At 62.6% G+C, this 21,135-nt stretch carries 27 protein-coding genes; 26 read left to right on the forward strand and 1 reads right to left on the reverse strand.

Annotation, left to right across the window (positions count from 1 at the left end):
- Window positions 1-25 precede the first annotated feature (25 nt).
- From GNZ13_RS19935 to tatC, 25 genes are all read left to right on the forward strand, one after another.
- Window positions 26-847, forward strand: coding sequence for an ABC transporter ATP-binding protein (locus GNZ13_RS19935; RefSeq protein WP_172167421.1), 822 nt, complete (start codon window positions 26-28; stop codon window positions 845-847).
- Window positions 844-1,611: a lipid asymmetry maintenance ABC transporter permease subunit MlaE gene (gene mlaE, locus GNZ13_RS19940; RefSeq protein ID WP_172167422.1), complete on the forward strand. Its 768-nt coding sequence runs from the start codon at window positions 844-846 to the stop codon at window positions 1,609-1,611. The genes GNZ13_RS19935 and mlaE overlap by 4 nt, the downstream gene beginning before the upstream one ends.
- A 91-nt stretch (window positions 1,612-1,702) precedes the next feature.
- The gene (gene mlaD / locus GNZ13_RS19945) at window positions 1,703-2,266 is read left to right on the forward strand and encodes an outer membrane lipid asymmetry maintenance protein MlaD (RefSeq protein WP_172167424.1); all 564 of its coding nucleotides are present in this window, start codon (window positions 1,703-1,705) and stop codon (window positions 2,264-2,266) included.
- Between the two features lie 11 nt (window positions 2,267-2,277).
- Entirely contained in the window at window positions 2,278-3,315 is a 1,038-nt protein-coding gene (locus GNZ13_RS19950; protein ID WP_172167426.1) for an MlaA family lipoprotein, read from the forward strand.
- 114 nt (window positions 3,316-3,429) lie between these two features.
- Window positions 3,430-4,062, forward strand: coding sequence for an MlaC/ttg2D family ABC transporter substrate-binding protein (locus GNZ13_RS19955; RefSeq protein WP_172167428.1), 633 nt, complete (start codon window positions 3,430-3,432; stop codon window positions 4,060-4,062).
- Window positions 4,059-4,352 (forward strand): STAS domain-containing protein, encoded by a 294-nt coding sequence (locus tag GNZ13_RS19960; protein ID WP_172167430.1) that lies wholly within the window; start codon window positions 4,059-4,061, stop codon window positions 4,350-4,352. The genes GNZ13_RS19955 and GNZ13_RS19960 overlap by 4 nt, the downstream gene beginning before the upstream one ends.
- 170 nt (window positions 4,353-4,522) lie before the next feature.
- A complete protein-coding gene (locus GNZ13_RS19965; RefSeq protein WP_172167432.1) occupies window positions 4,523-5,455 on the forward strand; it encodes an ABC transporter ATP-binding protein in 933 nt (310 codons plus the stop codon).
- Window positions 5,452-6,207 (forward strand): ABC transporter permease, encoded by a 756-nt coding sequence (locus GNZ13_RS19970; protein ID WP_172167434.1) that lies wholly within the window; start codon window positions 5,452-5,454, stop codon window positions 6,205-6,207. Before GNZ13_RS19965 ends, GNZ13_RS19970 begins: the two co-directional genes overlap by 4 nt.
- Before the next feature lie 15 nt (window positions 6,208-6,222).
- On the forward strand, window positions 6,223-6,462 hold the full coding sequence (locus tag GNZ13_RS19975; protein ID WP_063497505.1) for a BolA family protein: 240 nt from the start codon (window positions 6,223-6,225) through the stop codon (window positions 6,460-6,462).
- 12 nt (window positions 6,463-6,474) lie between these two features.
- Window positions 6,475-7,836: a UDP-N-acetylglucosamine 1-carboxyvinyltransferase gene (gene murA / locus GNZ13_RS19980; protein ID WP_407945648.1), complete on the forward strand. Its 1,362-nt coding sequence runs from the start codon at window positions 6,475-6,477 to the stop codon at window positions 7,834-7,836.
- Window positions 7,833-8,531 carry an ATP phosphoribosyltransferase gene (hisG, locus tag GNZ13_RS19985; RefSeq protein WP_172167436.1) on the forward strand — a complete coding sequence of 233 codons (699 nt, stop codon included), beginning with the start codon at window positions 7,833-7,835 and terminating at the stop codon, window positions 8,529-8,531. Before murA ends, hisG begins: the two co-directional genes overlap by 4 nt.
- A gap of 60 nt (window positions 8,532-8,591) precedes the next feature.
- On the forward strand, window positions 8,592-9,923 hold the full coding sequence (gene hisD, locus GNZ13_RS19990) for a histidinol dehydrogenase (protein WP_172167438.1): 1,332 nt from the start codon (window positions 8,592-8,594) through the stop codon (window positions 9,921-9,923).
- Between the two features lie 161 nt (window positions 9,924-10,084).
- On the forward strand, window positions 10,085-11,155 hold the full coding sequence (gene hisC, locus GNZ13_RS19995) for a histidinol-phosphate transaminase (protein ID WP_172167440.1): 1,071 nt from the start codon (window positions 10,085-10,087) through the stop codon (window positions 11,153-11,155).
- A gap of 114 nt (window positions 11,156-11,269) precedes the next feature.
- Window positions 11,270-11,857, forward strand: coding sequence for an imidazoleglycerol-phosphate dehydratase HisB (hisB, locus tag GNZ13_RS20000; protein WP_169487575.1), 588 nt, complete (start codon window positions 11,270-11,272; stop codon window positions 11,855-11,857).
- Window positions 11,858-11,926: 69 nt separating this feature from the next.
- Window positions 11,927-12,547, forward strand: a complete 621-nt coding sequence (locus GNZ13_RS20005) for a YchE family NAAT transporter (protein WP_172167442.1) — start codon at window positions 11,927-11,929, stop codon at window positions 12,545-12,547.
- Window positions 12,544-13,185, forward strand: coding sequence for an imidazole glycerol phosphate synthase subunit HisH (hisH, locus tag GNZ13_RS20010; RefSeq protein WP_172167444.1), 642 nt, complete (start codon window positions 12,544-12,546; stop codon window positions 13,183-13,185). Before GNZ13_RS20005 ends, hisH begins: the two co-directional genes overlap by 4 nt.
- A gap of 223 nt (window positions 13,186-13,408) precedes the next feature.
- Window positions 13,409-14,161: a 1-(5-phosphoribosyl)-5-[(5-phosphoribosylamino)methylideneamino]imidazole-4-carboxamide isomerase gene (gene hisA, locus GNZ13_RS20015; RefSeq protein WP_074766046.1), complete on the forward strand. Its 753-nt coding sequence runs from the start codon at window positions 13,409-13,411 to the stop codon at window positions 14,159-14,161.
- Between the two features lie 213 nt (window positions 14,162-14,374).
- A complete protein-coding gene (hisF, locus tag GNZ13_RS20020; RefSeq protein ID WP_054036627.1) occupies window positions 14,375-15,148 on the forward strand; it encodes an imidazole glycerol phosphate synthase subunit HisF in 774 nt (257 codons plus the stop codon).
- A 1-nt stretch (window position 15,149) separates the two neighbouring features.
- Window positions 15,150-15,560, forward strand: a complete 411-nt coding sequence (gene hisI, locus GNZ13_RS20025; protein WP_172167446.1) for a phosphoribosyl-AMP cyclohydrolase — start codon at window positions 15,150-15,152, stop codon at window positions 15,558-15,560.
- Window positions 15,557-15,940: a phosphoribosyl-ATP diphosphatase gene (locus tag GNZ13_RS20030; protein ID WP_172167448.1), complete on the forward strand. Its 384-nt coding sequence runs from the start codon at window positions 15,557-15,559 to the stop codon at window positions 15,938-15,940. The genes hisI and GNZ13_RS20030 overlap by 4 nt, the downstream gene beginning before the upstream one ends.
- A 94-nt stretch (window positions 15,941-16,034) precedes the next feature.
- Window positions 16,035-16,430 carry a DUF4870 family protein gene (locus GNZ13_RS20035; protein ID WP_172167450.1) on the forward strand — a complete coding sequence of 132 codons (396 nt, stop codon included), beginning with the start codon at window positions 16,035-16,037 and terminating at the stop codon, window positions 16,428-16,430.
- 82 nt (window positions 16,431-16,512) lie between these two features.
- Window positions 16,513-16,878 carry a histidine triad nucleotide-binding protein gene (locus tag GNZ13_RS20040; protein ID WP_172167452.1) on the forward strand — a complete coding sequence of 122 codons (366 nt, stop codon included), beginning with the start codon at window positions 16,513-16,515 and terminating at the stop codon, window positions 16,876-16,878.
- Between the two features lie 269 nt (window positions 16,879-17,147).
- Window positions 17,148-17,387: a Sec-independent protein translocase subunit TatA gene (gene tatA / locus GNZ13_RS20045; RefSeq protein ID WP_172167454.1), complete on the forward strand. Its 240-nt coding sequence runs from the start codon at window positions 17,148-17,150 to the stop codon at window positions 17,385-17,387.
- A 39-nt stretch (window positions 17,388-17,426) separates the two neighbouring features.
- On the forward strand, window positions 17,427-17,945 hold the full coding sequence (gene tatB, locus GNZ13_RS20050; RefSeq protein WP_172167455.1) for a Sec-independent protein translocase protein TatB: 519 nt from the start codon (window positions 17,427-17,429) through the stop codon (window positions 17,943-17,945).
- Window positions 17,946-17,979: 34 nt separating this feature from the next.
- Window positions 17,980-18,759: a twin-arginine translocase subunit TatC gene (tatC, locus tag GNZ13_RS20055; RefSeq protein ID WP_172167457.1), complete on the forward strand. Its 780-nt coding sequence runs from the start codon at window positions 17,980-17,982 to the stop codon at window positions 18,757-18,759.
- 242 nt (window positions 18,760-19,001) lie between these two features.
- On the opposite strand, the gene GNZ13_RS20060 is transcribed toward tatC, so the two are convergent.
- On the reverse strand, window positions 19,002-20,225 hold the full coding sequence (locus GNZ13_RS20060) for a Do family serine endopeptidase (RefSeq protein ID WP_172167459.1): 1,224 nt from the start codon (window positions 20,223-20,225) through the stop codon (window positions 19,002-19,004).
- Between the two features lie 19 nt (window positions 20,226-20,244).
- Between GNZ13_RS20060 and GNZ13_RS20065 the strand changes: the two genes are divergently transcribed.
- Window positions 20,245-20,991: a Nif3-like dinuclear metal center hexameric protein gene (locus tag GNZ13_RS20065; RefSeq protein WP_172167461.1), complete on the forward strand. Its 747-nt coding sequence runs from the start codon at window positions 20,245-20,247 to the stop codon at window positions 20,989-20,991.
- Window positions 20,992-21,135 lie beyond the last annotated feature (144 nt).

Here is a 21,135-nt window from a genome sequence, read left to right on the forward strand (position 1 = left end):
TCCGTGTAAAAGGACTGTCAGTTTCGTGTCTTCCTCCCCCGAGACCTTACTCGAGTTGCGTGACGTCGACTTCGGTTATGGCGACCGGCTCGTCCTGTCGAACCTGAATCTGCGCTTCAAGCGCGGCCAGGTCGTCGCGGTCATGGGCGGCTCGGGTTGCGGCAAAACCACAGTGCTGCGCCTGATCGGCGGTCTGGTGCGCGCCCAGCGCGGCCAGATCCTGTTTCAAGGCCAGGACATCGGCGCACAAACGCGCGAAGGCCTGTACGCGCTGCGCCGCAAGATGGGCATGCTGTTCCAGTTCGGCGCGTTGTTCACCGACATGTCGGTGTTCGAAAACGTTGCCTTCGCGCTGCGCGAGCACACCGACCTCCCCGAAGAACTGCTTCGCGACCTCGTGTTGATGAAGCTCAACGCGGTCGGGTTGCGCGGCGCGCGCGACCTGGCGCCGTCGGAGATTTCGGGCGGTATGGCGCGGCGTGTGGCACTGGCCCGTGCAATTGCGCTCGACCCCGATCTGATGATGTACGACGAGCCGTTCGCCGGCCTCGATCCGATCTCGCTCGGCATCACCGCGAACCTGATTCGCGCGCTGAATCAGGCACTTGGCGCGACTTCGATTCTCGTCACGCACGACGTGCCGGAATCGTTCGCGATTGCCGATTACGTCTATTTCCTCGCCAACGGCGGGGTGCATGCCGAAGGCACGCCGGCCGAACTGCGCGCGTCGACCGATCCTACGGTGCGCCAGTTCATCGACGGCGCGCCGGATGGCCCGTTCAAATTCCATTACCCCAGCAAGACGCCGCTCGCGGCGGACTTCGGCATCGGCGGAGGTCAGTCATGATCAGTGCGCTTGGTCGCTGGGTGATCGACGGGATGGGCACGGCCGGCCACGCCACGCGTTTCTTCTTCCGGCTGCTGCTCGAGTTTTTCCCGCTGTTGCGCCGGCCGCGCCTTGTCACGAAGCAGATCCACTTCGTGGGTAATTATTCGCTGGTGATCATCGCCGTGTCGGGGCTGTTCGTCGGCTTCGTGCTCGGCTTGCAGGGTTATTACACGCTGAACCGCTACGGTTCCGAGCAGGCGTTGGGGCTCTTGGTCGCGCTTTCGCTGGTGCGCGAACTCGGGCCGGTGGTCACGGCGCTCCTGTTCGCAGGCCGCGCCGGCACGTCGCTCACGGCCGAGATCGGCTTGATGAAGGCGGGCGAGCAATTGACCGCGATGGAAATGATGGCGGTCGATCCGGTGAAGGTGGTGGTGGCGCCGCGCCTGTGGGCGGGCATCATTTCCATGCCGATTCTGGCAGCGATTTTCAGCGCGGTCGGCGTGTTCGGCGGTTACGTGGTGGGCGTGCTGCTGATCGGCGTCGACGCCGGCGCGTTCTGGTCGCAGATGCAAGGCGGCGTCGATGTCTGGCGCGACGTGGGTGCCGGGGTCGTCAAGAGCGTGGTGTTCGGCCTCGCGGTGACCTTCGTGGCGCTGTATCAGGGCTACGAAGCCAAGCCGACGCCGGAAGGCGTGTCGCGCGCCACGACCAAGACGGTCGTGTACGCGTCGCTTGCGGTGCTCGGCCTCGATTTTCTGCTGACCGCACTGATGTTCAGCTAAAACTGCGCTGCACGTTTCCGCTCGGCGGGCGCGCCTCGGGTTGCGCGTGACGGGAGCGGGAGCAGCGTGGCGGATTCACTTTGGGATGACGATGAAAAAGACTGCTCTCGACTTCTGGGTCGGCCTGTTCGTGGTGTTGGGTTTCGTGGCGTTGCTGTTTCTCGCGCTGAAGGCCGGCAACATGAGCTCGTTGTCGTTTCAGGCAACGTACCCGGTCAAGCTCAAGTTCGACAATATCGGTGGACTGAAGGCGCGCGCGCCGGTGAAGAGCGCGGGCGTGACGGTCGGCCGGGTTGCCTCGATCGGCTTTGACAGCAACGCGTATCAGGCTGTCGTCACGATCGATATCGACAAGCAATACCCGTTTCCGAAAGACACCTCGGCAAAGATCCTGACCTCGGGTCTGCTGGGCGAGCAATACATCGGGCTCGAACCCGGTGGCGATAGCGAGATGCTTAAAGCGGGTGACACGATTTCGATGACACAATCGGCGATCGTGCTGGAAAACCTGATCGGACAATTCCTGTATAGCAAGGCCGCGGACTCGGGCGCATCCAAGCCGGGCGCGGGTTCGGCCGCCCCTGCGACTGCCCCCGCCACGGCGCCCGCGCCGGTGGCGCCGACTCCGCCCGCCTCTGGTGCGGCCGGTCAATAAGGAGAATAAAAATGCAGACCCTACGCAAACGAGGCGTGCGCACCGTCCAGATAGCGACGTTCGCGCTCGCGGCTGCTACGCTCGCCGGCTGCTCGACCGTGCAGACGCCGACCAAGGGCGACCCGCTCGAGGGCTTGAATCGCACGATCTTCACCGTCAACGACAAGCTCGACCAGTACGCGCTGAAACCGGCCGCGAAGGGCTATGTCTGGGCGACGCCGCAGCCGGTGCGCGACAGCGTCACCAACTTCTTCTCGAACATCGGCGACGTCTACATCGCGGCGAACAATCTGCTGCAGTTGAAGATCACCGATGGCGTCGAAGACATCATGCGGATCGTGATCAACACGGTGTTCGGTGTCGGCGGCCTGTTCGACGTGGCGACGCTCGCCAAGCTGCCCAAGCACGACAACGACCTCGGCCTGACGCTCGGCCACTACGGCGTGCCGGCGGGGCCGTACCTCGTGCTGCCGCTGTTCGGGCCGAGCACGGTGCGCGACGCGGTCGGCTCGATCGGCAATTACTATGTGAATCCGCTCAGTTACATCAATCCGCCGGGTCTGAGCTGGGCGCTGTACGGCCTGAACGTGGTCAACACGCGCGCGAATCTGTTGAATGCGAGCGACGTGCTGGAAGGCGCCGCGCTCGACAAGTATTCGTTCGTGCGTAACGCGTATCTGCAACGCCGCCAGTATTTGCTGTCGGACGGCAAGCAATCGCAGTCGCTGCCGAACTACGGCGATGAAGCAGGGTTGCCGAAGTACGAAGACGTCGACGGCGGCGCGGCTGCTGCGCCGGCAGGCACGCAGGGTGCTGCCGCGAAAGCATCGGCCGCGTCCGGTGCGACCGCCGCAACGCCGCCGCAAGCGGCTTCGGCGGCTGGCGCCACCACAGGTGCAACCGGCACGGCGGCTGCGCCGGAAGCCGCTTCCGGCAGCGTCGAAACGCCGCCGCTCGACCTGAACGGCGGTCCGGAAACCACGCAGATTCCGGCCGGTCAGCTGGTCCCGCCGACGCGTTTCAACTTTCCGTCATTCAAATTGCGTTGATCGTGCTGCCGTAACACCTCGATACGACTCTCGCAGTTTGCGCATGGATTGTTGCTGAACTCGCGTGTTAATGTCGGCTCAAACGGTTGCACTATTTTTAAGGCAAGGCTCGAAATGAAAAAATTATTCCTGATTCCGTTCTTCGTTGCGTTGTTCTCGTTCGGAAGTGCCGGTGCATCGGCACAAACTGTCGACTCGAGTTCGCCCGATACGCTGGTCAAGACCGTCACCCAGCAGGTGATCGACGCGATCCACGCCGACAAGTCGATCCAGCAGGGCGACATCACCCACATCACCAAGCTCGTCAACGAAAAGATCCTGCCGTACACCGATTTCCGCCGCACCACGCAACTGGCAATGGGCCGCAACTGGCGCACCGCGACGCCGGAGCAGCAGAGCGCTGTGGTCGAGCAGTTCAAGATGCTGCTGATCCGCACGTACTCGGGCGCGCTCGCCCAGGTCCGCGACCAGCAGATCCAGTACAAGCCGTTCCGCATGAACCCGGACGACACCGACGCGGTGGTGCGCTCGGTCGTGATGAACAACGGCTCGCCGATCGAACTCGACTACCGTCTGTACAAGACGCCGAACGGCTGGCGCGTGTATGACATCAACGTGCTCGGCGCGTGGCTGATTCAGGCGTATCAGCAACAGTTCAACGAACAGATCCAGCAGAAAGGCGTGGACGGACTGATCCAGTTCCTCACGCAGCGTAACCAGCAACTCGCCGCGGGCAAGCAGTCGTGAGCGAAGTGCTGAATGCCGTCGTAAGCCGCTTCGAAAGCGGCGCGACGCTGACCCTCGGGAGCGCGAAAGCCGCGCTCGAGGCGGGTTTGCAGCGCATCGCTGCGGGCGCGACCGGCGTGGATTGTGCGCCGCTCGCGCAATTCGATTCGTCCGCGCTTGCCGTCCTGCTCGCGTGGGAGCGTGCCGCCCAGGCCCGCGGCATCGCGTTCGAGATCGTCAACCTGCCGGCTGGTCTCGCCAGCCTCGCGCAAGCCTACGGCGTCGGCACCCTCTTATCAGCGCGACATTGACGCTCCAATAGCGTCACTTCCAATCGCCCCGGCTCAGCCGGGGCTGCCGATTTTTGCCCTATAATCAAACGTTTTTTGGGGCACATAACCGGCCCCAATTTCGTCCGTTCCAGCACTTTTGCGCCCCCTCAGGGCTCCTTTAGGCGCCGCTCCGCACGCGGCCCACAGTCATGTCAGCCATAGAAATTCGTAACGTCAAGAAGCGCTACAAGGACTTGCAGGCGCTCAAGGGCGTCAGCCTCACGGTGGAAGAAGGCGAGTTCTTCGGACTGCTCGGTCCGAACGGCGCGGGCAAGACGACGCTCATCAGCATCCTTGCCGGTCTCGCGCGCGCCGATGAAGGCAGCATCGCGGTGCACGGGCATGACGTAGTCAGCGATTTCCGCGACGCGCGCCGCGCGCTCGGCGTGGTGCCGCAGGAGCTCGTGTTCGATCCGTTTTTCACTGTGCGCGAAACCTTGCGCATCCAGTCCGGCTACTACGGGCTGCGCAATAACGACGCGTGGATCGACGAGATCATGGCCAATCTCGACCTCACCGACAAAGCCGACGCCAACATGCGCGCGCTGTCGGGCGGCATGAAGCGCCGTGTGCTCGTGGCGCAGGCGCTGGTGCATCGGCCGCCGGTGATCGTGCTCGATGAGCCGACCGCGGGCGTCGACGTCGAGCTGCGTCAAACCTTGTGGAAATTCATTTCGCGCCTGAATCGCGAAGGGCACACGATCGTGCTGACCACGCACTATCTGGAAGAAGCCGAATCGCTGTGCGACCGGATTGCGATGCTGCGCCGCGGCGAAGTCGTCGCGCTGGAGCGCACCAGCACCTTGCTGCAACGCTTCGCGGGCATGCAGTTGTTCGTGCGCTTCGCGCAAGGCGTGCTGCCCGCCGAACTGCGTCCGCTCGAAGCCGAAGGCGGCGCGGGCAACGGCAACGGCCGCCAGCATCTGCTGCGGCTCGTGAGCTATGACGACGTCGAGCGGATTCTCGCGCTGTGCCGCGCAGCGGGCTGTACATTCGAAGAAATCGAGGTCCGCAAAGCCGACCTCGAAGATGTGTTCGTTCAGGTGATGAACGGTCCGGAAGTGATCGAGGGGCTGGCATGAGCGGCTTTCGCACGCTGTTTTACAAGGAAATCCTGCGTTTCTGGAAGGTGTCGTTCCAGACCGTGCTGGCGCCGGTCATCACCGCGCTGCTGTATCTGACGATTTTCGGCCACGCGTTGCGCGGTCACGTTGAGGTCTATCCTGGCGTCGAGTACACGAGCTTCCTGATTCCCGGCCTCGTGATGATGAGCGTGTTGCAGAACGCGTTTGCAAATAGCTCGTCTTCACTGATCCAGTCGAAGATCACCGGCAACCTGGTGTTCGTGCTGCTGCCGCCGCTCTCGCACTACGAGATGTTCGGCGCCTATGTGCTCGCTGCCGTGGCGCGCGGATTGGCGGTCGGCTTCGGCGTGTTCATCGTGACGATCTGGTTCGTGCCGGTCAGCTTCAGCGCGCCGCTTTACATCATCGCGTTCGCGATTTTCGGCGCGGCGATTCTCGGCACGCTCGGTTTGATCGCAGGCATCTGGGCCGAAAAGTTCGATCAGCTTGCTGCATTCCAAAACTTTCTGATTATGCCGCTCACGTTCCTCTCGGGCGTGTTCTACTCGACGCATACGCTGCCACCGGTGTGGCGCGAAGTGTCGCGGCTCAATCCCTTTTTCTACATGATCGACGGCTTTCGCTACGGTTTCTTCGGGATGTCGGATATCAATCCGCTCGTGAGCCTTGCGATCGTTGCCGGTTTCTTTGTGGTGCTGGCCGTGGTGGCGATGCGCATGCTCGCTTCCGGCTACAAACTGCGCCACTGATCAGGAGCATCTCTTATGTTGCCGACTCCCGAGCAGGTCAAGCAATACATCGCGGCTGGGCTCGCTTGCCAGCATCTCGAAGTCGAAGGCGACGGTCAGCATTTCTTTGCGACCATCGTCTCGCCGAGCTTCGAAGGCAAGCGTCTGATCCAGCGCCATCAACTCGTGTACGCGGCGCTCGGCGACCGCATGCGCGAAGAAATCCACGCGCTCAGCATGAAGACGCTGACGCCCGCCGAATGGCAGACCGCGTAATCTGGAAATTTAGTGCGAATTACTCAAGAAGGGCGCGACGCCGGTAGCGGCGCGTCGAACACAGTCACAGCAGGCCCGGCTGAAGTCCGGGTCAATCAGGAACTGACAGGCATGGATAAACTCGTCATTGAAGGTGGCTACCCGCTGTCGGGTGAAGTCGTCGTCTCAGGTGCCAAGAACGCGGCGTTGCCGATCCTGTGCGCGAGTCTGCTCAGCGCGGAGCCGGTGCATCTGGATAACGTGCCCGACTTGCAGGACGTGCGCACGATGCTGAAGCTGCTCGGTCAGATGGGCGTGCGCATCGAGAGCGGCGAGGGGCGCGTGTCTCTGGATGCGTCGAAGGTCGATAACCTCGTCGCGCCGTATGAACTCGTGAAGACTATGCGTGCGTCGATCCTGGTGCTCGGCCCGCTGGTTGCGCGCTTCGGTCACGCCAAGGTGTCGCTGCCGGGCGGCTGCGCAATCGGCGCGCGTCCGGTGGATCAGCACATCAAGGGTCTGCAGGCGATGGGCGCCGAGATCACGATCGAGCACGGCTTCATCGAAGCGCGTGCGAAGCGTCTGAAGGGCGCGCGCATCGTGACCGACATGATTACGGTGACGGGTACCGAAAACCTGCTGATGGCGGCGGTGCTGGCCGAGGGCGAGACGGTCATCGAGAACGCCGCGCGTGAGCCGGAAGTGGGCGACCTCGCGCATCTGCTGGTCGAGATGGGCGCGAAGATCGAAGGCATCGGCACCGACCGTCTGGTGATTCAGGGTGTCGACAAGCTGCATGGTGCAAAGCACACGGTGATTCCGGATCGCATTGAAGCCGGCACGTTCCTGTGCGCGGTCGCTGCTGCCGGCGGCGATGTCACATTGCGTCGCGTGCGTCCGCTAATCCTTGAAGCAGTGACCGAAAAGCTGCGTGAAGCCGGTGTCTCGATCGAAGAAGGCGACGACTGGATGCGCGTGCGGATGGACAAGCGTCCGAGCGCGGTTAGCTTCCGCACGTCCGAATACCCGGCGTTCCCGACCGATATGCAGGCGCAATTCATGGCGCTCAACACGATCGCGGACGGTACCTCGCAAGCCGTCGAGACGATCTTCGAAAACCGCTTCATGCACGTGCAGGAATTGAACCGCCTCGGCGCGAGCATCACGATCGATGGCAACACCGCGCTCGTGACCGGCGTCGAGAAGCTGTCCGGCGCGAAGGTGATGGCGACCGACCTGCGTGCTTCGGCGAGCCTCGTGATCGCCGCGCTGCGCGCCGAAGGCGAAACGCTGATCGACCGTATCTATCACCTGGATCGTGGTTACGACCGGATGGAAACCAAGCTCAACGCCATCGGCGCCAAGGTGCGCCGCGTCGCCGGGAGCCAGGCATGAGTTCGATGCCGCAAACTTCGTCTTCGCCGGCCGTGAGCGCACCGCTCACGCTGGCTTTGTCGAAAGGGCGTATCTTCGAAGAGACGCTGCCGCTGCTCGCCGCGGCCGGCATTGAAGTTGCCGAAGATCCGGAAACCTCGCGCAAGCTGATTCTGCCCACTACGGACGCGAACCTGCGCGTGATCATCGTGCGCGCCACGGACGTGCCGACCTACGTCGAATACGGCGCAGCCGACTTCGGCGTGGCAGGCAAGGACGTGCTGCTCGAGCACGGCGGCAGCGGGCTGTATCAGCCGGTCGACCTGGATATCGCGCGTTGCCGGATGTCGGTCGCAGTGGCGGCCGGTTTCGACTACGCGAACGCGGTGCGCCAGGGCGCACGCCTGCGCGTGGCGACCAAGTACGTTGAAACCGCACGCGAGCATTTTGCCGCCAAGGGCGTGCACGTCGACCTGATCAAGCTGTACGGCTCGATGGAACTGGCGCCGCTGGTCGGCCTCGCCGACGCGATCGTCGACCTGGTGAGTTCGGGCAATACCTTGCGCGCCAACAATCTTGTCGAGGTGGAAGAGATCATGCAGATTTCGTCGCGCCTCGTTGTGAACCAGGCGGCGCTGAAGCTCAAGCGCGCTGCGCTGCGGCCGATCCTCGATGCGTTCGAACGCGCGTCGAAGGCCGGCGCTGCGGCGGCCTGAATAGTTTGACCACGCGCGTGGTCAAACTTTAACGCGCGCCTTACCGAAACGGATACCCGTATGTCTATCAAGATTCGCAAACTCGATTCCAGCGCGCCCGATTTTCACAAGGCGCTGCGCGCGGTGCTCGCGTTCGAGGCGAGTGAGGACGAAGCAATCGAGCGCTCGGTCGCGCAGATTCTGAATGACGTGAAGGCGCGCGGCGACGCTGCGGTGCTCGAGTACACGAACCGCTTCGACCGTGTCGAGGCGAAGAGCGTCGATGCGCTCGAATTGCCGATGTCCGAACTCGAAGCGGCGCTCGAAGGCCTCGAGCCGAAGCGCCGTGCGGCGCTCGAAGCGGCGGCGGCGCGCGTGCGCGGTTACCACGAGAAGCAGAAGATCGAGTGCGGCAGTCATAGCTGGCAGTACACGGAAGCCGACGGCACCGTGCTCGGCCAGAAGGTGACGCCGCTGGATCGCGCGGGTATCTATGTGCCGGGCGGCAAGGCGGCGTATCCCTCGTCGGTGCTGATGAACGCGATTCCGGCCCGCGTGGCCGGCGTGCGCGAAATCGTCATGGTCGTGCCGACGCCGGACGGCGTGAAAAATCCGCTGGTGCTGGCGGCTGCCCTGCTGGGCGGCGTGGATCGCGTGTTCACGATAGGCGGCGCGCAGGCGGTGGGCGCATTGGCGTACGGCACGGAAACGGTGCCCGCAGTCGACAAGATCTGCGGCCCGGGCAACGCCTATGTCGCGTCGGCCAAGCGCCGTGTGTTCGGCACGGTCGGTATCGACATGATCGCTGGGCCGTCGGAAATTCTCGTGCTGTGCGACGGCACGACGGACCCGCGTTGGATCGCGATGGATCTGTTCTCCCAAGCCGAGCACGACGAGCTCGCGCAATCCATCCTGCTGTGCCCGGACGATGCATTCATCGCCCGCGTGCGCGACGCGATCAACGAACTGTTGCCCACCATGCCGCGCCAGGACGTGATCCGCGCGTCGCTCGAAGGCCGCGGTGCGTTGATCAAGGTGCGCGATATGGCCGAAGCCTGCGCGATCGCCAACGAGATCGCACCGGAACACCTCGAAATTTCCGCGCTGGAGCCGCATCAATGGGGCCAGCTGATCCGCCATGCCGGTGCGATTTTCCTCGGCCGCTACACTAGCGAAAGCCTTGGCGACTACTGCGCGGGGCCGAATCACGTGCTGCCTACGTCGCGTACCGCGCGGTTCTCGTCGCCGTTGGGCGTCTATGATTTCTTCAAGCGTTCGAGCGTGATCGAGGTCAGTGCGGAAGGTGCGCAGACGCTCGGCGAGATCGCCGCTGAACTCGCCTACGGCGAAGGCCTGCAGGCGCATGCCCGCAGCGCCGAATACCGGATGCGGCAAAGCGGCGAGCGTGGCTGACCGGTCAGGCGCGAGGCGAGCATCGAACCGATGCTCGCGAACTTGACCGACGGATTTCGCGCGGTTTCCCGTTAAATAACGACAATACAGACCAACCCGAGGCAATCCGCAAGCCGCCGATACCCGGCCGGCGTCTCCCGTGCGGCCCGGTCCACTGACTTATGACGACACCTCAAGACATCATCCGCCGCGACGTACTCGCGATGACGAGCTATCCGGTTCCGGACGCCACGGGCTATATCAAGCTCGATGCGATGGAAAATCCGTTTCCGCTGCCACCGGTGCTTGCCGCCCATCTGGGCGAGCATCTGGCCGGTGTTGCGCTGAACCGCTACCCGGCGCCGCGCCCGGAAGCGCTGATCGAAAAGATCAAGCGCGTGATGAGCGTGCCCGCCGGTTGCGACGTGCTGCTCGGCAACGGCTCGGATGAAATCATCAGCATGGTGTCGGTGGCGTGCGCGAAGCCGGGCGCCAAGGTGCTCGCGCCGATGCCGGGTTTCGTGATGTATCAGATGTCGGCGAAGCTGGCGAATCTGGAATTCATCGGCGTGCCGCTGAAGCCCGATTTCACGCTCGACACCGAAGCGATGCTGGCGGCGATCGCCGAGCATGAACCGGCGATCATCTATCTGGCCTATCCGAACAACCCGACCGGCACGCTGTACGACGACGCTGACATGGAGCGCATCATCGCCGCGGCGAACAAAAGCCTTGTGGTGATCGACGAGGCGTACCAGCCGTTTGCGCAGCGAAGCTGGCTGCCGCGCGCCGATGCGTTCGATAACGTCGTGGTGATGCGTACCGTGTCGAAGCTCGGTCTGGCCGGCATCCGCCTGGGGTATCTGGTCGGCAAGCCCGCCTGGCTCACCGAATTCGACAAGGTGCGCCCGCCCTACAACACCAACGTGCTGACGCAAGCCGCCGCCGATTTCCTGCTCGACCACGTCGATGTGCTCGACACCCAGGCCGCGCAGTTGCGCGAAGAACGCACGAAACTTGCGCAAGCCGTGGCCCAATTGCCGGGCGCCGAAGTGTTCCCGAGCGCCGGCAACTTCCTGCTGGTGCGAGTGCCTGACGCATCCGTTATGTTCGAAACGCTGCTGGCAGCACGGGTTCTGATCAAAAACGTGAGTAAAATGCATCCATTGCTGGTCAATTGTGTGCGTTTGACCGTCGGTTCGCCCGAAGAAAACGCCCAATTGATCGCCGGACTGAAACTCGTGCTGCACTGAGAGGCGTGCCAAATGGCCGCGTGAGCGCTTTTCCCTACTGCGAAAGGCGCGCGCGGCCCGCCGTTTTCCCATCCCACACTACTATCGCTTTCTAGCTAGATTCGAGGAATTACCATGCGCCTTGCGGAAGTCGTTCGCAATACCAGCGAAACGCAGATCCGTGTGAAGATCAATCTGGACGGCACCGGTCAGCAGAAGCTGGCTACCGGTGTGCCGTTTCTTGATCACATGCTCGACCAGATCGCACGGCATGGATTGTTCGATCTCGACATCGAAGCGCATGGCGACCTGCATATCGACGACCACCACACGGTCGAAGACGTCGGCATCACGCTCGGCCAGGCCGTCGCGAAGGCAATCGGCGATCGCAAGGGCATTCGCCGCTACGGTCATTCTTACGTGCCGCTCGACGAAGCGCTGTCGCGCGTCGTGATCGACTTTTCCGGGCGTCCGGGCCTCGAATTCCATGTGCCGTTCACGCGCGCACGCATTGGCACATTCGACGTCGATCTCTCCATTGAATTTTTCCGCGGCTTCGTGAACCACGCCGGCGTTACGCTGCATATCGACAACCTGCGCGGCCTGAACGCCCATCATCAGATGGAAACGGTGTTCAAGGCGTTCGGGCGCGCATTGCGCATGGCCGTCGAACTGGACGAACGCGCGGCGGGACAGATTCCGTCGACCAAGGGCAGCCTTTAAGCGCTCATTTACCAGCTCATTTACCAGAATTAGAACCAGGACCGGTTGCGCTCGCGCGCCCGGTGTGCGATGGATATTCTGAAGTCGTTTATTTCGCTGCTGGCGCTGATCAATCCGGTCGGCGCCATCCCGTTCTTCATGAGCCTCACGGCGCATCAGGGCGACGCCGAGCGGCGCAGAACCATCCGCATCGCGGCGATTTCGGTGTTCTGTGTGATTGCGGTGACTACGCTGCTCGGACAGCAGATCATCAGCTTCTTCGGCATTTCGGTCGGGTCGCTCGAAGTGGGCGGCGGGATCATCATGCTGCTGATGGCGATCAACATGCTGAACGCGCAGATCGGCAACAGCCGTTCGACGCCGGAAGAGCGCCACGAAGCCGAGCAGAAGGACAACATCGCGGTCGTGCCGCTGGCAATCCCGCTGTTGACCGGCCCGGGCGCGATCAGCACCACGATCATCTACGCGGCCGGCTCGACACACTGGTACGACCGGCTGAGTCTGATCGCGATCGGTGCGGTGCTGGCGGCGATCTGCTTTTTTTCGCTGCGGCTCGCCGAACCGATTGCCCGCTGGGTAGGTCGCACGGGTATCAACATCGGCACGCGGCTCATGGGTTTGATGTTATCGGCGCTGGCGGTGGAATTCATCGTCGATGGATTGAAGGCATTGCTGCCTAACTTGAAATGAAAACTTCGATAGCGATTGTGGATTACGGAATGGGCAACCTGCGCTCGGTCGCCCAGGCACTGCGCAAAGCCGCGCCGGAGGCGGACGTGGCGATCGTCGATCGGCCCGAAGCGATCCGCTCGGCCGACCGCGTGGTGCTGCCCGGTCAGGGCGCCATGCCCGACTGCATGCGCAGTCTGGCCGAATCCGGCCTGCAGGAAGCGGTTATTGAAGCCTCGCGCACCAAGCCGCTGATGGGCGTGTGCGTCGGCGAGCAGATGCTGTTCGACTGGAGCGCCGAGGGCGATACGCCAGGCCTGGGCCTGTTGCCCGGCAAGGTCCTGCGCTTCGACCTGGAAGGCCAGGTGCAGGACGACGGCTCGCGCTTCAAGGTGCCGCAAATGGGCTGGAACCGCGTGCGCCAGGCGCAGCCGCATCCCTTGTGGGACGGCGTCGCGGACAACGCGTTCTTCTACTTCGTGCATAGCTATTACGTCGTGCCGGACAACGCCGCCCACACGTCGGGCGAAACGGTGTACGGTGTGCCCTTTACCTCGGCGGTGGCGCGGGATAACATCTTCGCGACCCAATTCCACCCGGAAAAGAGCGCCGAAGCGGGGCTGCGCGTGTATCGCAACTTCGTGCACTGGAACCCGTGAGCGCCTTTCTTCATCCCGTTGCCGTGTGTCGTTCCGCCACAAGCGGGGCGTCGGCCGTGCGCTACAACCGCAGCAAGACGATTTCGCTCCATGCGCTCCAATATGGCGCTCCGCAAGGGCGTCGAAAGAGTTGTACTAAACTAGCGAAACGGCGTCGTAGCGGGCTGGTTTGTCAGCCCCTGCCGCCGACCTTCAACCACCTCCCAGACAACACCCGATTGCTATGCTGCTGATTCCCGCCATCGACCTGAAAGATGGTCACTGTGTACGCCTCAAACAGGGCGATATGGACCAGGCGACGATATTTTCCGAGGAACCGGCGGCGATGGCCCGGCATTGGGTCGACCGCGGCGCCCGCCGTCTGCACCTCGTCGACCTGAATGGCGCGTTCGCCGGCAAGCCGAAAAATGAAGACGCGATTCGCGCGATCATCGAGGAAGTAGGGGGCGAGATCCCCGTCCAGCTGGGCGGCGGCATCCGTGACCTGAACACGATCGAGCGCTATCTGGACGACGGTTTGTCGTACGTCATCATCGGCACGGCTGCGGTGAAGAATCCGGGCTTCCTGCAGGATGCGTGCACGGCTTTCGGCGGCCATATCATCGTCGGGCTGGATGCGAAAGACGGCAAGGTCGCCACCGACGGCTGGAGCAAGCTGACCGGCCATGAAGTGGCCGATCTGGCGCGCAAGTTCGAAGATTACGGCTGCGAGTCGATCATCTACACGGACATCGGCCGCGACGGCATGCTGCAAGGCATCAACATCGAAGCGACGGTGCGTCTCGCACGCGCGGTGAAGATTCCGGTGATCGCGAGCGGCGGTTTGTCGAACCTCACGGACATCGAGTCGCTGTGCGAAGTCGAGGACGAGGGCATCGAAGGCGTGATCTGCGGCCGGGCGATCTACTCGGGCGATCTGGACTTCGCGGCTGCGCAAACCCTCGCGGACCGGCTGCGCGAATCGGACGACGCTTAAGGTTCAACGCTTGAAGCGTCGCGGTCGACCCCGAATCGACGCAGTAGTGGACCTAAAAGCGGACGCAACGGCGCGTCCCGAAAGCGCGTCACGCCGCAGGTGTTTCTATTCGACACCCTTGCGGCCTGACGCGGCGAGCCGCGCCGGCACTGTGCCGCTCGTGAAGATTCAGGCGAGCGGCCTCATCAGCGGTATTGGCAGAATTGCAAGATCATGGCTCTAGCTAAACGCATCATCCCCTGTCTCGACGTCACGGCTGGACGCGTGGTCAAGGGCGTCAACTTCGTCGAACTGCGCGACGCGGGCGATCCCGTAGAAATCGCGCGCCGCTACGACGATCAGGGCGCCGACGAACTCACCTTCCTCGATATCACCGCCACCTCCGACCAGCGCGACCTGATTCTGCCGATCATCGAAGCGGTCGCCTCCCAGGTGTTCATTCCGTTGACGGTCGGCGGCGGCGTGCGCGCTGTCGAAGACGTGCGGCGTCTGTTGAATGCGGGCGCCGACAAGATCAGCATGAACTCGTCGGCGGTCGCGAATCCGCAACTCGTGCGCGACGCGACGGACAAATACGGCTCGCAATGCATCGTCGTCGCAATCGACGCAAAGCGCGTCTCCGCGGACGGCGAACCGCCGCGCTGGGAAGTCTTCACGCACGGCGGGCGCAAGGCCACCGGCCTCGAAGCCGTCGAATGGGCGCGCAAGATGGCCGAACTGGGCGCGGGCGAAATCCTGCTGACCAGCATGGACCGCGACGGCACCAAGAGCGGCTTCGATCTCGCGCTCACACGGGCGGTGTCCGACGCGGTGTCGATTCCGGTGATCGCTTCGGGCGGCGTCGGCTCGCTGCAGCATCTGGCCGACGGCATCAAGAGCGGCCACGCGGACGCAGTGCTGGCCGCCAGCATCTTCCACTACGGCGAACACACCGTGGGCGAGGCCAAGCGCTTTATGGCCGATCAAGGCATTTCGGTGAGGTTGTGACGTGGCGAATCCCTCTGCAGTAGATTGGCTCGACAAGGTCAGGTGGGACGCGAACGGCCTCGTGCCTGTGATCGCGCAGGAAGCGTCGACTAATGACGTGCTGATGTTCGCGTGGATGAACCGCGAAGCGCTGGCGAAAACCGTCGAAACCGGCCGCGCGGTGTACTTCTCGCGCTCGCGCCAGCGCCTGTGGTTCAAAGGCGAAGAGTCCGGCCACGTGCAGCATGTACATGAAGTGCGGCTCGATTGCGACGAAGACGTCGTGCTACTGAAGGTCGAGCAGGTGTCGGGTATCGCGTGCCACACCGGTCGCCACTCGTGCTTTTTCCAGAAATTCGAAGGCACGGTTGAAGATGGCGGCTGGGTCGCCGTCGATCCCGTGTTGAAAGACCCCGAACACATCTACAAATGACGCAATCCACGGAACCCTCCTCGTCCACCAACGACACGCTGCTGCGCCTCGCGGCCATCATCGACAGCCGCAAGGGCGGCGATCCGGACGTCTCGTACGTGTCGCGCCTGTTCCATAAGGGCGATGACGCAGTGCTCAAGAAGATCGGCGAAGAGGCCACCGAAGTCGTGCTGGCCGCCAAAGACGTGCGCCAAGGCGGCGCGCCGAAAGCGCTGGTCGGCGAAGTAGCGGACCTCTGGTTTCACTGCCTCGTGATGCTGTCGCATTTCGACCTGAGCCCGGCTGACGTGCTTGCCGAACTCGAGCGCCGTGAAGGCCTGTCGGGCATCGAGGAAAAGGCGCTGCGCAAGAGCCGCGAGCGCGAAGAGAACGGCGACTGATTGTTGCCGCGTTGTCGCCACGTCTTGAAGTGGCGAACGTCGGCACCCACATTGCACTGCACGCATAGGATCGCATCCTCGGGAGGACGCAAGCATGGAACAGTCGCAAGGAAATTATCCGCCGCCGGTCTATCGCAACGCGATCGAGCCTGAGCGCGAACGCAGTCTGCGCACGCTCACGCATGTGTTGTACGCGCTGTATGCGGTGCACTGGCTGACGGGTGGTCTGACGATTCTGATCGCGATCATCATCAATTACGTGAAGCGGCCCGATGTGGTGGGCACGCCCTACGAGGCGCATTTCGAGTGGCAGATCCGCACGTTCTGGATGGCCTTGCTGGGTTATGCAATCGGTGGCGTGTTGCTGTTCGTGTTGATCGGCATTCCGGTTCTGTGGGCCGTCAGCATCTGGATGTTGTACCGTATTATCAAGGGCTGGCTGTATCTGTACGATAACAAGCCGTTCGCGAATCCGCGTGGCTGGTTTTGAGTTGAGTCCGGTTGTGGCCGGGCGAGACATGAACCGTGCGGCACCACGCTTCGCGCTCTAGCCATACTGTGTCAGGAATACGATGAGTCACGACCCGAACTGCCTGTTCTGCAAGATCGCCGCCGGCGAGATTCCGTCTACCAAAGTCCACGAAGACGAAGAGTTTGTTGCCTTCCGCGACATCCGTCCGGCAGCTGAAACGCATGTGCTGGTGATTCCCCGCAAACACGTCGCCACACTGTCGAATTGCACCGAAAGCGAGGCACCGCTGCTTGGTAGAATGCTTGTTCTGGTGGCGCGTTTGGCTGAGCAGCTGGGCGTGGCGTACACCGGTGGCGAAAGCGGTTTTCGCACGGTAATCAATACGGGTCCGGGCGGCGGGCAAGAGGTGTATCACCTGCACGCGCACATTCTTGCAGGGCCGCGTCCGTGGCAGCGAATGGGCTGATAGAAGGGCAGACACCACAGGCTCATAAATAACCGCGGGCTGCGAGGCGCGCGGCGAGTTTTGGTCGCCGACAATAGCAGGGCCGTAGTTTTTGCTGCACTGTAACGACGCCGACGCGATCGTCAGGTCAGAATGGCACACCGTGTCGCGGGTTGAATCGGAACAGCTCGCGGCAACGTATAGATGGAGCGTACGCGCTTCGATTCACGCCGCAAGGCGCACGAGTTTTTCCGCATCACGGTGCGGTGTCGGGGTTAAGGAGAGTAGTCATGGGTTCGTTGAGCATTTGGCATTGGCTGATCGTGTTGCTGATCGTGGCGCTCGTGTTCGGCACGAAGAAGCTGCGCAATATCGGCACCGATCTGGGTGGCGCGGTGAAGGGCTTCAAGGAAGGCATGAAGGAAGCCGAAACGCCGGCTGACGCGCAACAGCAGCGCGAACTGCCGCGTAACGGCACGGTAGATGTGGATGCAAAGGAAAAGACGCCGCGTTCCGGCGATTACCGCTAAGCCGCGGCCCAACCGCGTTACTGACGGACACTCCACTTCATGCTGGACCTCGGTCTAACCAAGATGGCGCTGATCGGCGTCGTCGCGCTGGTCGTACTCGGGCCTGAGCGCCTGCCTCGCGTCGCCCGCACGGCCGGCGCGCTGTTCGGCCGCGCGCAACGGTATATCAACGACGTGAAGGCCGAAGTTACCCGCGAAATCGAACTCGACGAATTGCGTCGCATGAAAACCGAGTTCGAAGCGGCGGCGAGCAACGTCGAAACCAGCGTTCAGGACAATCTGCGCAAGCATGAAACCGAACTGAACGACGCGTGGAATAGCGGCACGTCGGTGTCGCCGAGCATTGCCGGCGGCGCGCTCGAAGATGTCAGCAATTCGCCGTGGCAGACCACCACGCCGCCGGCAGGCCCCAAACGCAAGAACTGGCGCGTCAAGCAGACCGCCATGCCCACCTGGTACAAGCGCGCCACCACGCGCCGCACGCGCGTGCAGTCGGGCGCGGCGCGCGTGGCGCGGCATACGCCGGCCACCATGCGTCGTCCGACGCGGTTTTTCTGATGATCAGAACGACAATCTCTAACCGAGGGCCGGCGTGAGCGACCCCCAGCAAACCCAGGACGAAGGCACTGAAGAGACCTTCATTTCCCACCTCGTTGAATTGCGCGACCGTATCATCCGCGCCGGCCTTGCCGTCATCGTGGTGTTTGTCGGGCTCGTGTATTGGGCGCCGGACATCTTCCGGCTGCTGGCGCGGCCTTTGATGCAGAATCTGCCGAAGGACGGCAAGATGATCGTCACCGACGTCACTGGCTCGTTCTTTGTGCCAATGAAGGTGACCATGCTGGTCGCCTTCGTGATCGCGCTGCCGATCGTGCTGTACCAGATCTGGGCGTTCGTCGCGCCGGGTCTGTATCAGCATGAGAAGAAGCTGGTCGGGCCGCTGGTGGGCAGCAGCTACACGCTGTTCCTGTGCGGCATGGCGTTCGCGTACTTCGTGGTGTTTCCGACCATCTTCCGCGTGATGGCGCACTACAACGCGCCGCTCGGTGCGGAGATGACCACCGATATCAACAATTACCTGAGCTTCGTGCTCACCATGTTCATCGCGTTCGGCGTGACGTTCGAAGTGCCGATTGTCGTGGTGCTGCTGGTCCGCATGAACGTGCTGACCATCAAGAAGCTCAAGGAAATCCGTCCGTATGTGATCGTGGGCGCGTTCGTGATTTCGGCGGTGGTGACGCCGCCGGACGTGTTCTCGCAGCTGATTCTGGCGATTCCGCTGATCGTGCTGTACGAGGCGGGCATCATCGCGGCGCGGTTGATTGTCGGCAAGCAGCCGGTGGTTGCCGAAGACGCAAGTCCGCCGAATTGACGGCGTTATGCATCTCCCGCGTTAGTCACGCTAGTAGCAGGCAGGGCCAGGCAAACAAAAAGGGCAGTCCGTAATGGACTGCCCTTTTTGCTGCAGCGTTGCTGTTTGGCTTGAAGTGTTGCCGGCTTTGGCCAACGGCACCGCCGCGCTGGGCTTAGGTCGCGGTGCCCCCGCTGTGCTGCTTGCCACTGTGCTGTGTCTCAGCTGCCGTCGCGATGCCACCGGCTGCTGCGCTCGTCTTCTCAACCGCCCTCGTCGTCCTGCTGATCACCGCCGCCGTTGTCTTCCGCCGGTTGCTTCGGCGGAGGCGGGCGCTTGCCGATGGTCACGTCCAGATCCATCTCGTGGGTCTTGCGCACCAGGTGAACCTTCGCAGCCGTGCCTGGCTTGATCTGCGCGATGACATTCAGCAGGCGTGTGGTGTCGGTGATCTCCTGGCCATTCACGCTCACCAGAATGTCGCCCGGCTTGATGCCCGCTCGGTCGGCAGGTCCGTTCTTCAGGACGCCCGCGACAATCGCGCCCGACTTCTGCTCGAGCCCAAACGATTCGGCGATTTCCGGCGTCACGTCCTGCGGCTCCACGCCGATCCAGCCGCGCGTGACCGAGCCCGTCGTGATGATGCTCTCCAGCACGCTGCGCGCGGTCGAGACGGGAATCGCAAAGCCGATGCCGAGCGAGCCGCCCGAGCGCGAATAGATGGCGGTATTGATGCCGAGCAGATTGCCGTTCACGTCGACGAGAGCGCCGCCGGAATTGCCCGGGTTGATGGCCGCGTCGGTCTGAATGAAGTTTTCGAACGTATTGATGCCGAGGTGATTGCGCCCGAGCGCGCTGACAATGCCCATGGTCACCGTCTGGCCGACGCCGAATGGGTTGCCGATCGCCAGCACCACGTCGCCCACGCGCGTCTGGTCCATGCGGCCGAGCGTGATGGTAGGCAGATTGGTCATGTTGACCTTCAGCACGGCCAGATCGGTCTCAGGATCGACGCCGATCACCTTCGCATTGGTGGTGCGACCATCGGCCAGGGCGATTTCGATCTGATCGGCGCCGTCCACGACGTGCTGGTTCGTTAGAATGTAACCTTCCGAACTCACTATCACCCCCGAGCCGAGATTCGACGCGGGTTGCTCTTGCTGCTTGCCTTTGTTCTTGTCGCCGAAGAAATAGCGGAACAACGGATCTTTCGCACGCGGATCGGGCGGGAGTGAGCCATCCTTGCTGGAGAACACGTTGACCACCGCGGGCATGGCTTTTTGCGCGGCGTCTGCATAGGACGCCTGTGCAGGGCCAGTGCCGATGCCTGGCGCCACTTCCCGAAGGGCGACGATCGGTTCGGCGAGTTGCTTGCCGAATTGCCCTTGACGCTGGAGCCACTGCGGTTTGAGGGTCGCAATGATGAACATCAGCGCCAACAGCACAGTCACCGCTTGGGCAAAGAACAGCCAAAAGCGTCTAAGCATCTGAAGACTAGAGGTTTATATGGATCGGATCGAACTTGAATTGTACTTGAACAATCTCCTTGAAACCGCGCGCTTCAAGGACTATTGCCCCAATGGATTGCAGGTGGAGGGGCGCCGCAAAATCAATAAGCTCGCGACCGGCGTGACGGCTTCAGTGGCCTTCCTCGAGGCCGCGCTCGACTGGGGCGCGGACGCGGTGCTGGTCCATCACGGCTACTTCTGGCGCAACGAGGCGCCGCAAATCACGGGGCGCAAACACGCGCGGCTGAAGCTGCTGATCGCCAACGACCTGAACCTGTTCGCCTACCACCTGCCGCTCGACGACCATCCCGAGTTCGGCAACAACGCGCAGATCGGCGCGAAGATGGGCTGGATCAGCGACGCGCGCTTCGGCGAGAACGATCTCGGCTGGCTCGCCACGTTCCCGATGCCGATCACGCTCGCGCACTTCACCGCGCAAGTCGAGCACACACTCGGCCGCACGCCGCTCGTGTTCGGCGACCCGGATCGCGAACTGCGCCGCGTGGGCTGGTGCACGGGCGCCGCGCAAGGCATGTTCGACGCCGCGATCAATGCCGGCGCCGACGTCTACCTGACCGGCGAAGTGTCGGAGTCGGTGATGCACACCTCGGCGGAAAGCGGTGTGGCGTTCCTCGCGGCCGGCCATCACGCGACCGAGCGCTTCGGCGTGCAGGCGGTGGGTAAGCATCTGTCGGAGCAGTTCGATATCGAACATCTGTTTATCGATATCCCTAATCCCGTCTGAATTGAAAATCGGCATTAGATAAGAAAAAGGCACGAATAACGCAGAGGGCACTTAAAAGGAGGTGCGAAAAAGTTTGCGATCCGTACGGAGAAACCCTGACTTATCAAGGGCTTCGCACGGATTTTGGCAATGGGGCCTTGTAAA

The sequence above is a fragment of the Paraburkholderia elongata genome (assembly GCF_013177735.1).
Lineage (GTDB): Bacteria > Pseudomonadota > Gammaproteobacteria > Burkholderiales > Burkholderiaceae > Paraburkholderia > Paraburkholderia elongata.

Excerpts from the sequence above, each read along its gene's own strand:
- mlaE (WP_172167422.1), top strand. The coding sequence starts at position 844 with ATGATCAGTGCGCTTGGTCGCTGGGTGATCGACGGGATGGGCACGGCC.
- mlaD (WP_172167424.1), top strand. The coding sequence starts at position 1,703 with ATGAAAAAGACTGCTCTCGACTTCTGGGTCGGCCTGTTCGTGGTGTTG.
- GNZ13_RS19950 (WP_172167426.1), top strand. The coding sequence starts at position 2,278 with ATGCAGACCCTACGCAAACGAGGCGTGCGCACCGTCCAGATAGCGACG.
- GNZ13_RS19955 (WP_172167428.1), top strand. The coding sequence starts at position 3,430 with ATGAAAAAATTATTCCTGATTCCGTTCTTCGTTGCGTTGTTCTCGTTC.
- GNZ13_RS19965 (WP_172167432.1), top strand. The coding sequence starts at position 4,523 with ATGTCAGCCATAGAAATTCGTAACGTCAAGAAGCGCTACAAGGACTTG.
- GNZ13_RS19970 (WP_172167434.1), top strand. The coding sequence starts at position 5,452 with ATGAGCGGCTTTCGCACGCTGTTTTACAAGGAAATCCTGCGTTTCTGG.
- GNZ13_RS19975 (WP_063497505.1), top strand. The coding sequence starts at position 6,223 with ATGTTGCCGACTCCCGAGCAGGTCAAGCAATACATCGCGGCTGGGCTC.
- hisG (WP_172167436.1), top strand. The coding sequence starts at position 7,833 with ATGAGTTCGATGCCGCAAACTTCGTCTTCGCCGGCCGTGAGCGCACCG.
- hisD (WP_172167438.1), top strand. The coding sequence starts at position 8,592 with ATGTCTATCAAGATTCGCAAACTCGATTCCAGCGCGCCCGATTTTCAC.
- hisC (WP_172167440.1), top strand. The coding sequence starts at position 10,085 with ATGACGACACCTCAAGACATCATCCGCCGCGACGTACTCGCGATGACG.
- hisB (WP_169487575.1), top strand. The coding sequence starts at position 11,270 with ATGCGCCTTGCGGAAGTCGTTCGCAATACCAGCGAAACGCAGATCCGT.
- GNZ13_RS20005 (WP_172167442.1), top strand. The coding sequence starts at position 11,927 with ATGGATATTCTGAAGTCGTTTATTTCGCTGCTGGCGCTGATCAATCCG.
- hisH (WP_172167444.1), top strand. The coding sequence starts at position 12,544 with ATGAAAACTTCGATAGCGATTGTGGATTACGGAATGGGCAACCTGCGC.
- hisA (WP_074766046.1), top strand. The coding sequence starts at position 13,409 with ATGCTGCTGATTCCCGCCATCGACCTGAAAGATGGTCACTGTGTACGC.
- hisF (WP_054036627.1), top strand. The coding sequence starts at position 14,375 with ATGGCTCTAGCTAAACGCATCATCCCCTGTCTCGACGTCACGGCTGGA.
- GNZ13_RS20030 (WP_172167448.1), top strand. The coding sequence starts at position 15,557 with ATGACGCAATCCACGGAACCCTCCTCGTCCACCAACGACACGCTGCTG.
- GNZ13_RS20035 (WP_172167450.1), top strand. The coding sequence starts at position 16,035 with ATGGAACAGTCGCAAGGAAATTATCCGCCGCCGGTCTATCGCAACGCG.
- GNZ13_RS20040 (WP_172167452.1), top strand. The coding sequence starts at position 16,513 with ATGAGTCACGACCCGAACTGCCTGTTCTGCAAGATCGCCGCCGGCGAG.
- tatA (WP_172167454.1), top strand. The coding sequence starts at position 17,148 with ATGGGTTCGTTGAGCATTTGGCATTGGCTGATCGTGTTGCTGATCGTG.
- tatB (WP_172167455.1), top strand. The coding sequence starts at position 17,427 with ATGCTGGACCTCGGTCTAACCAAGATGGCGCTGATCGGCGTCGTCGCG.
- GNZ13_RS20060 (WP_172167459.1), bottom strand. The coding sequence starts at position 20,225 with ATGCTTAGACGCTTTTGGCTGTTCTTTGCCCAAGCGGTGACTGTGCTG.
- GNZ13_RS20065 (WP_172167461.1), top strand. The coding sequence starts at position 20,245 with ATGGATCGGATCGAACTTGAATTGTACTTGAACAATCTCCTTGAAACC.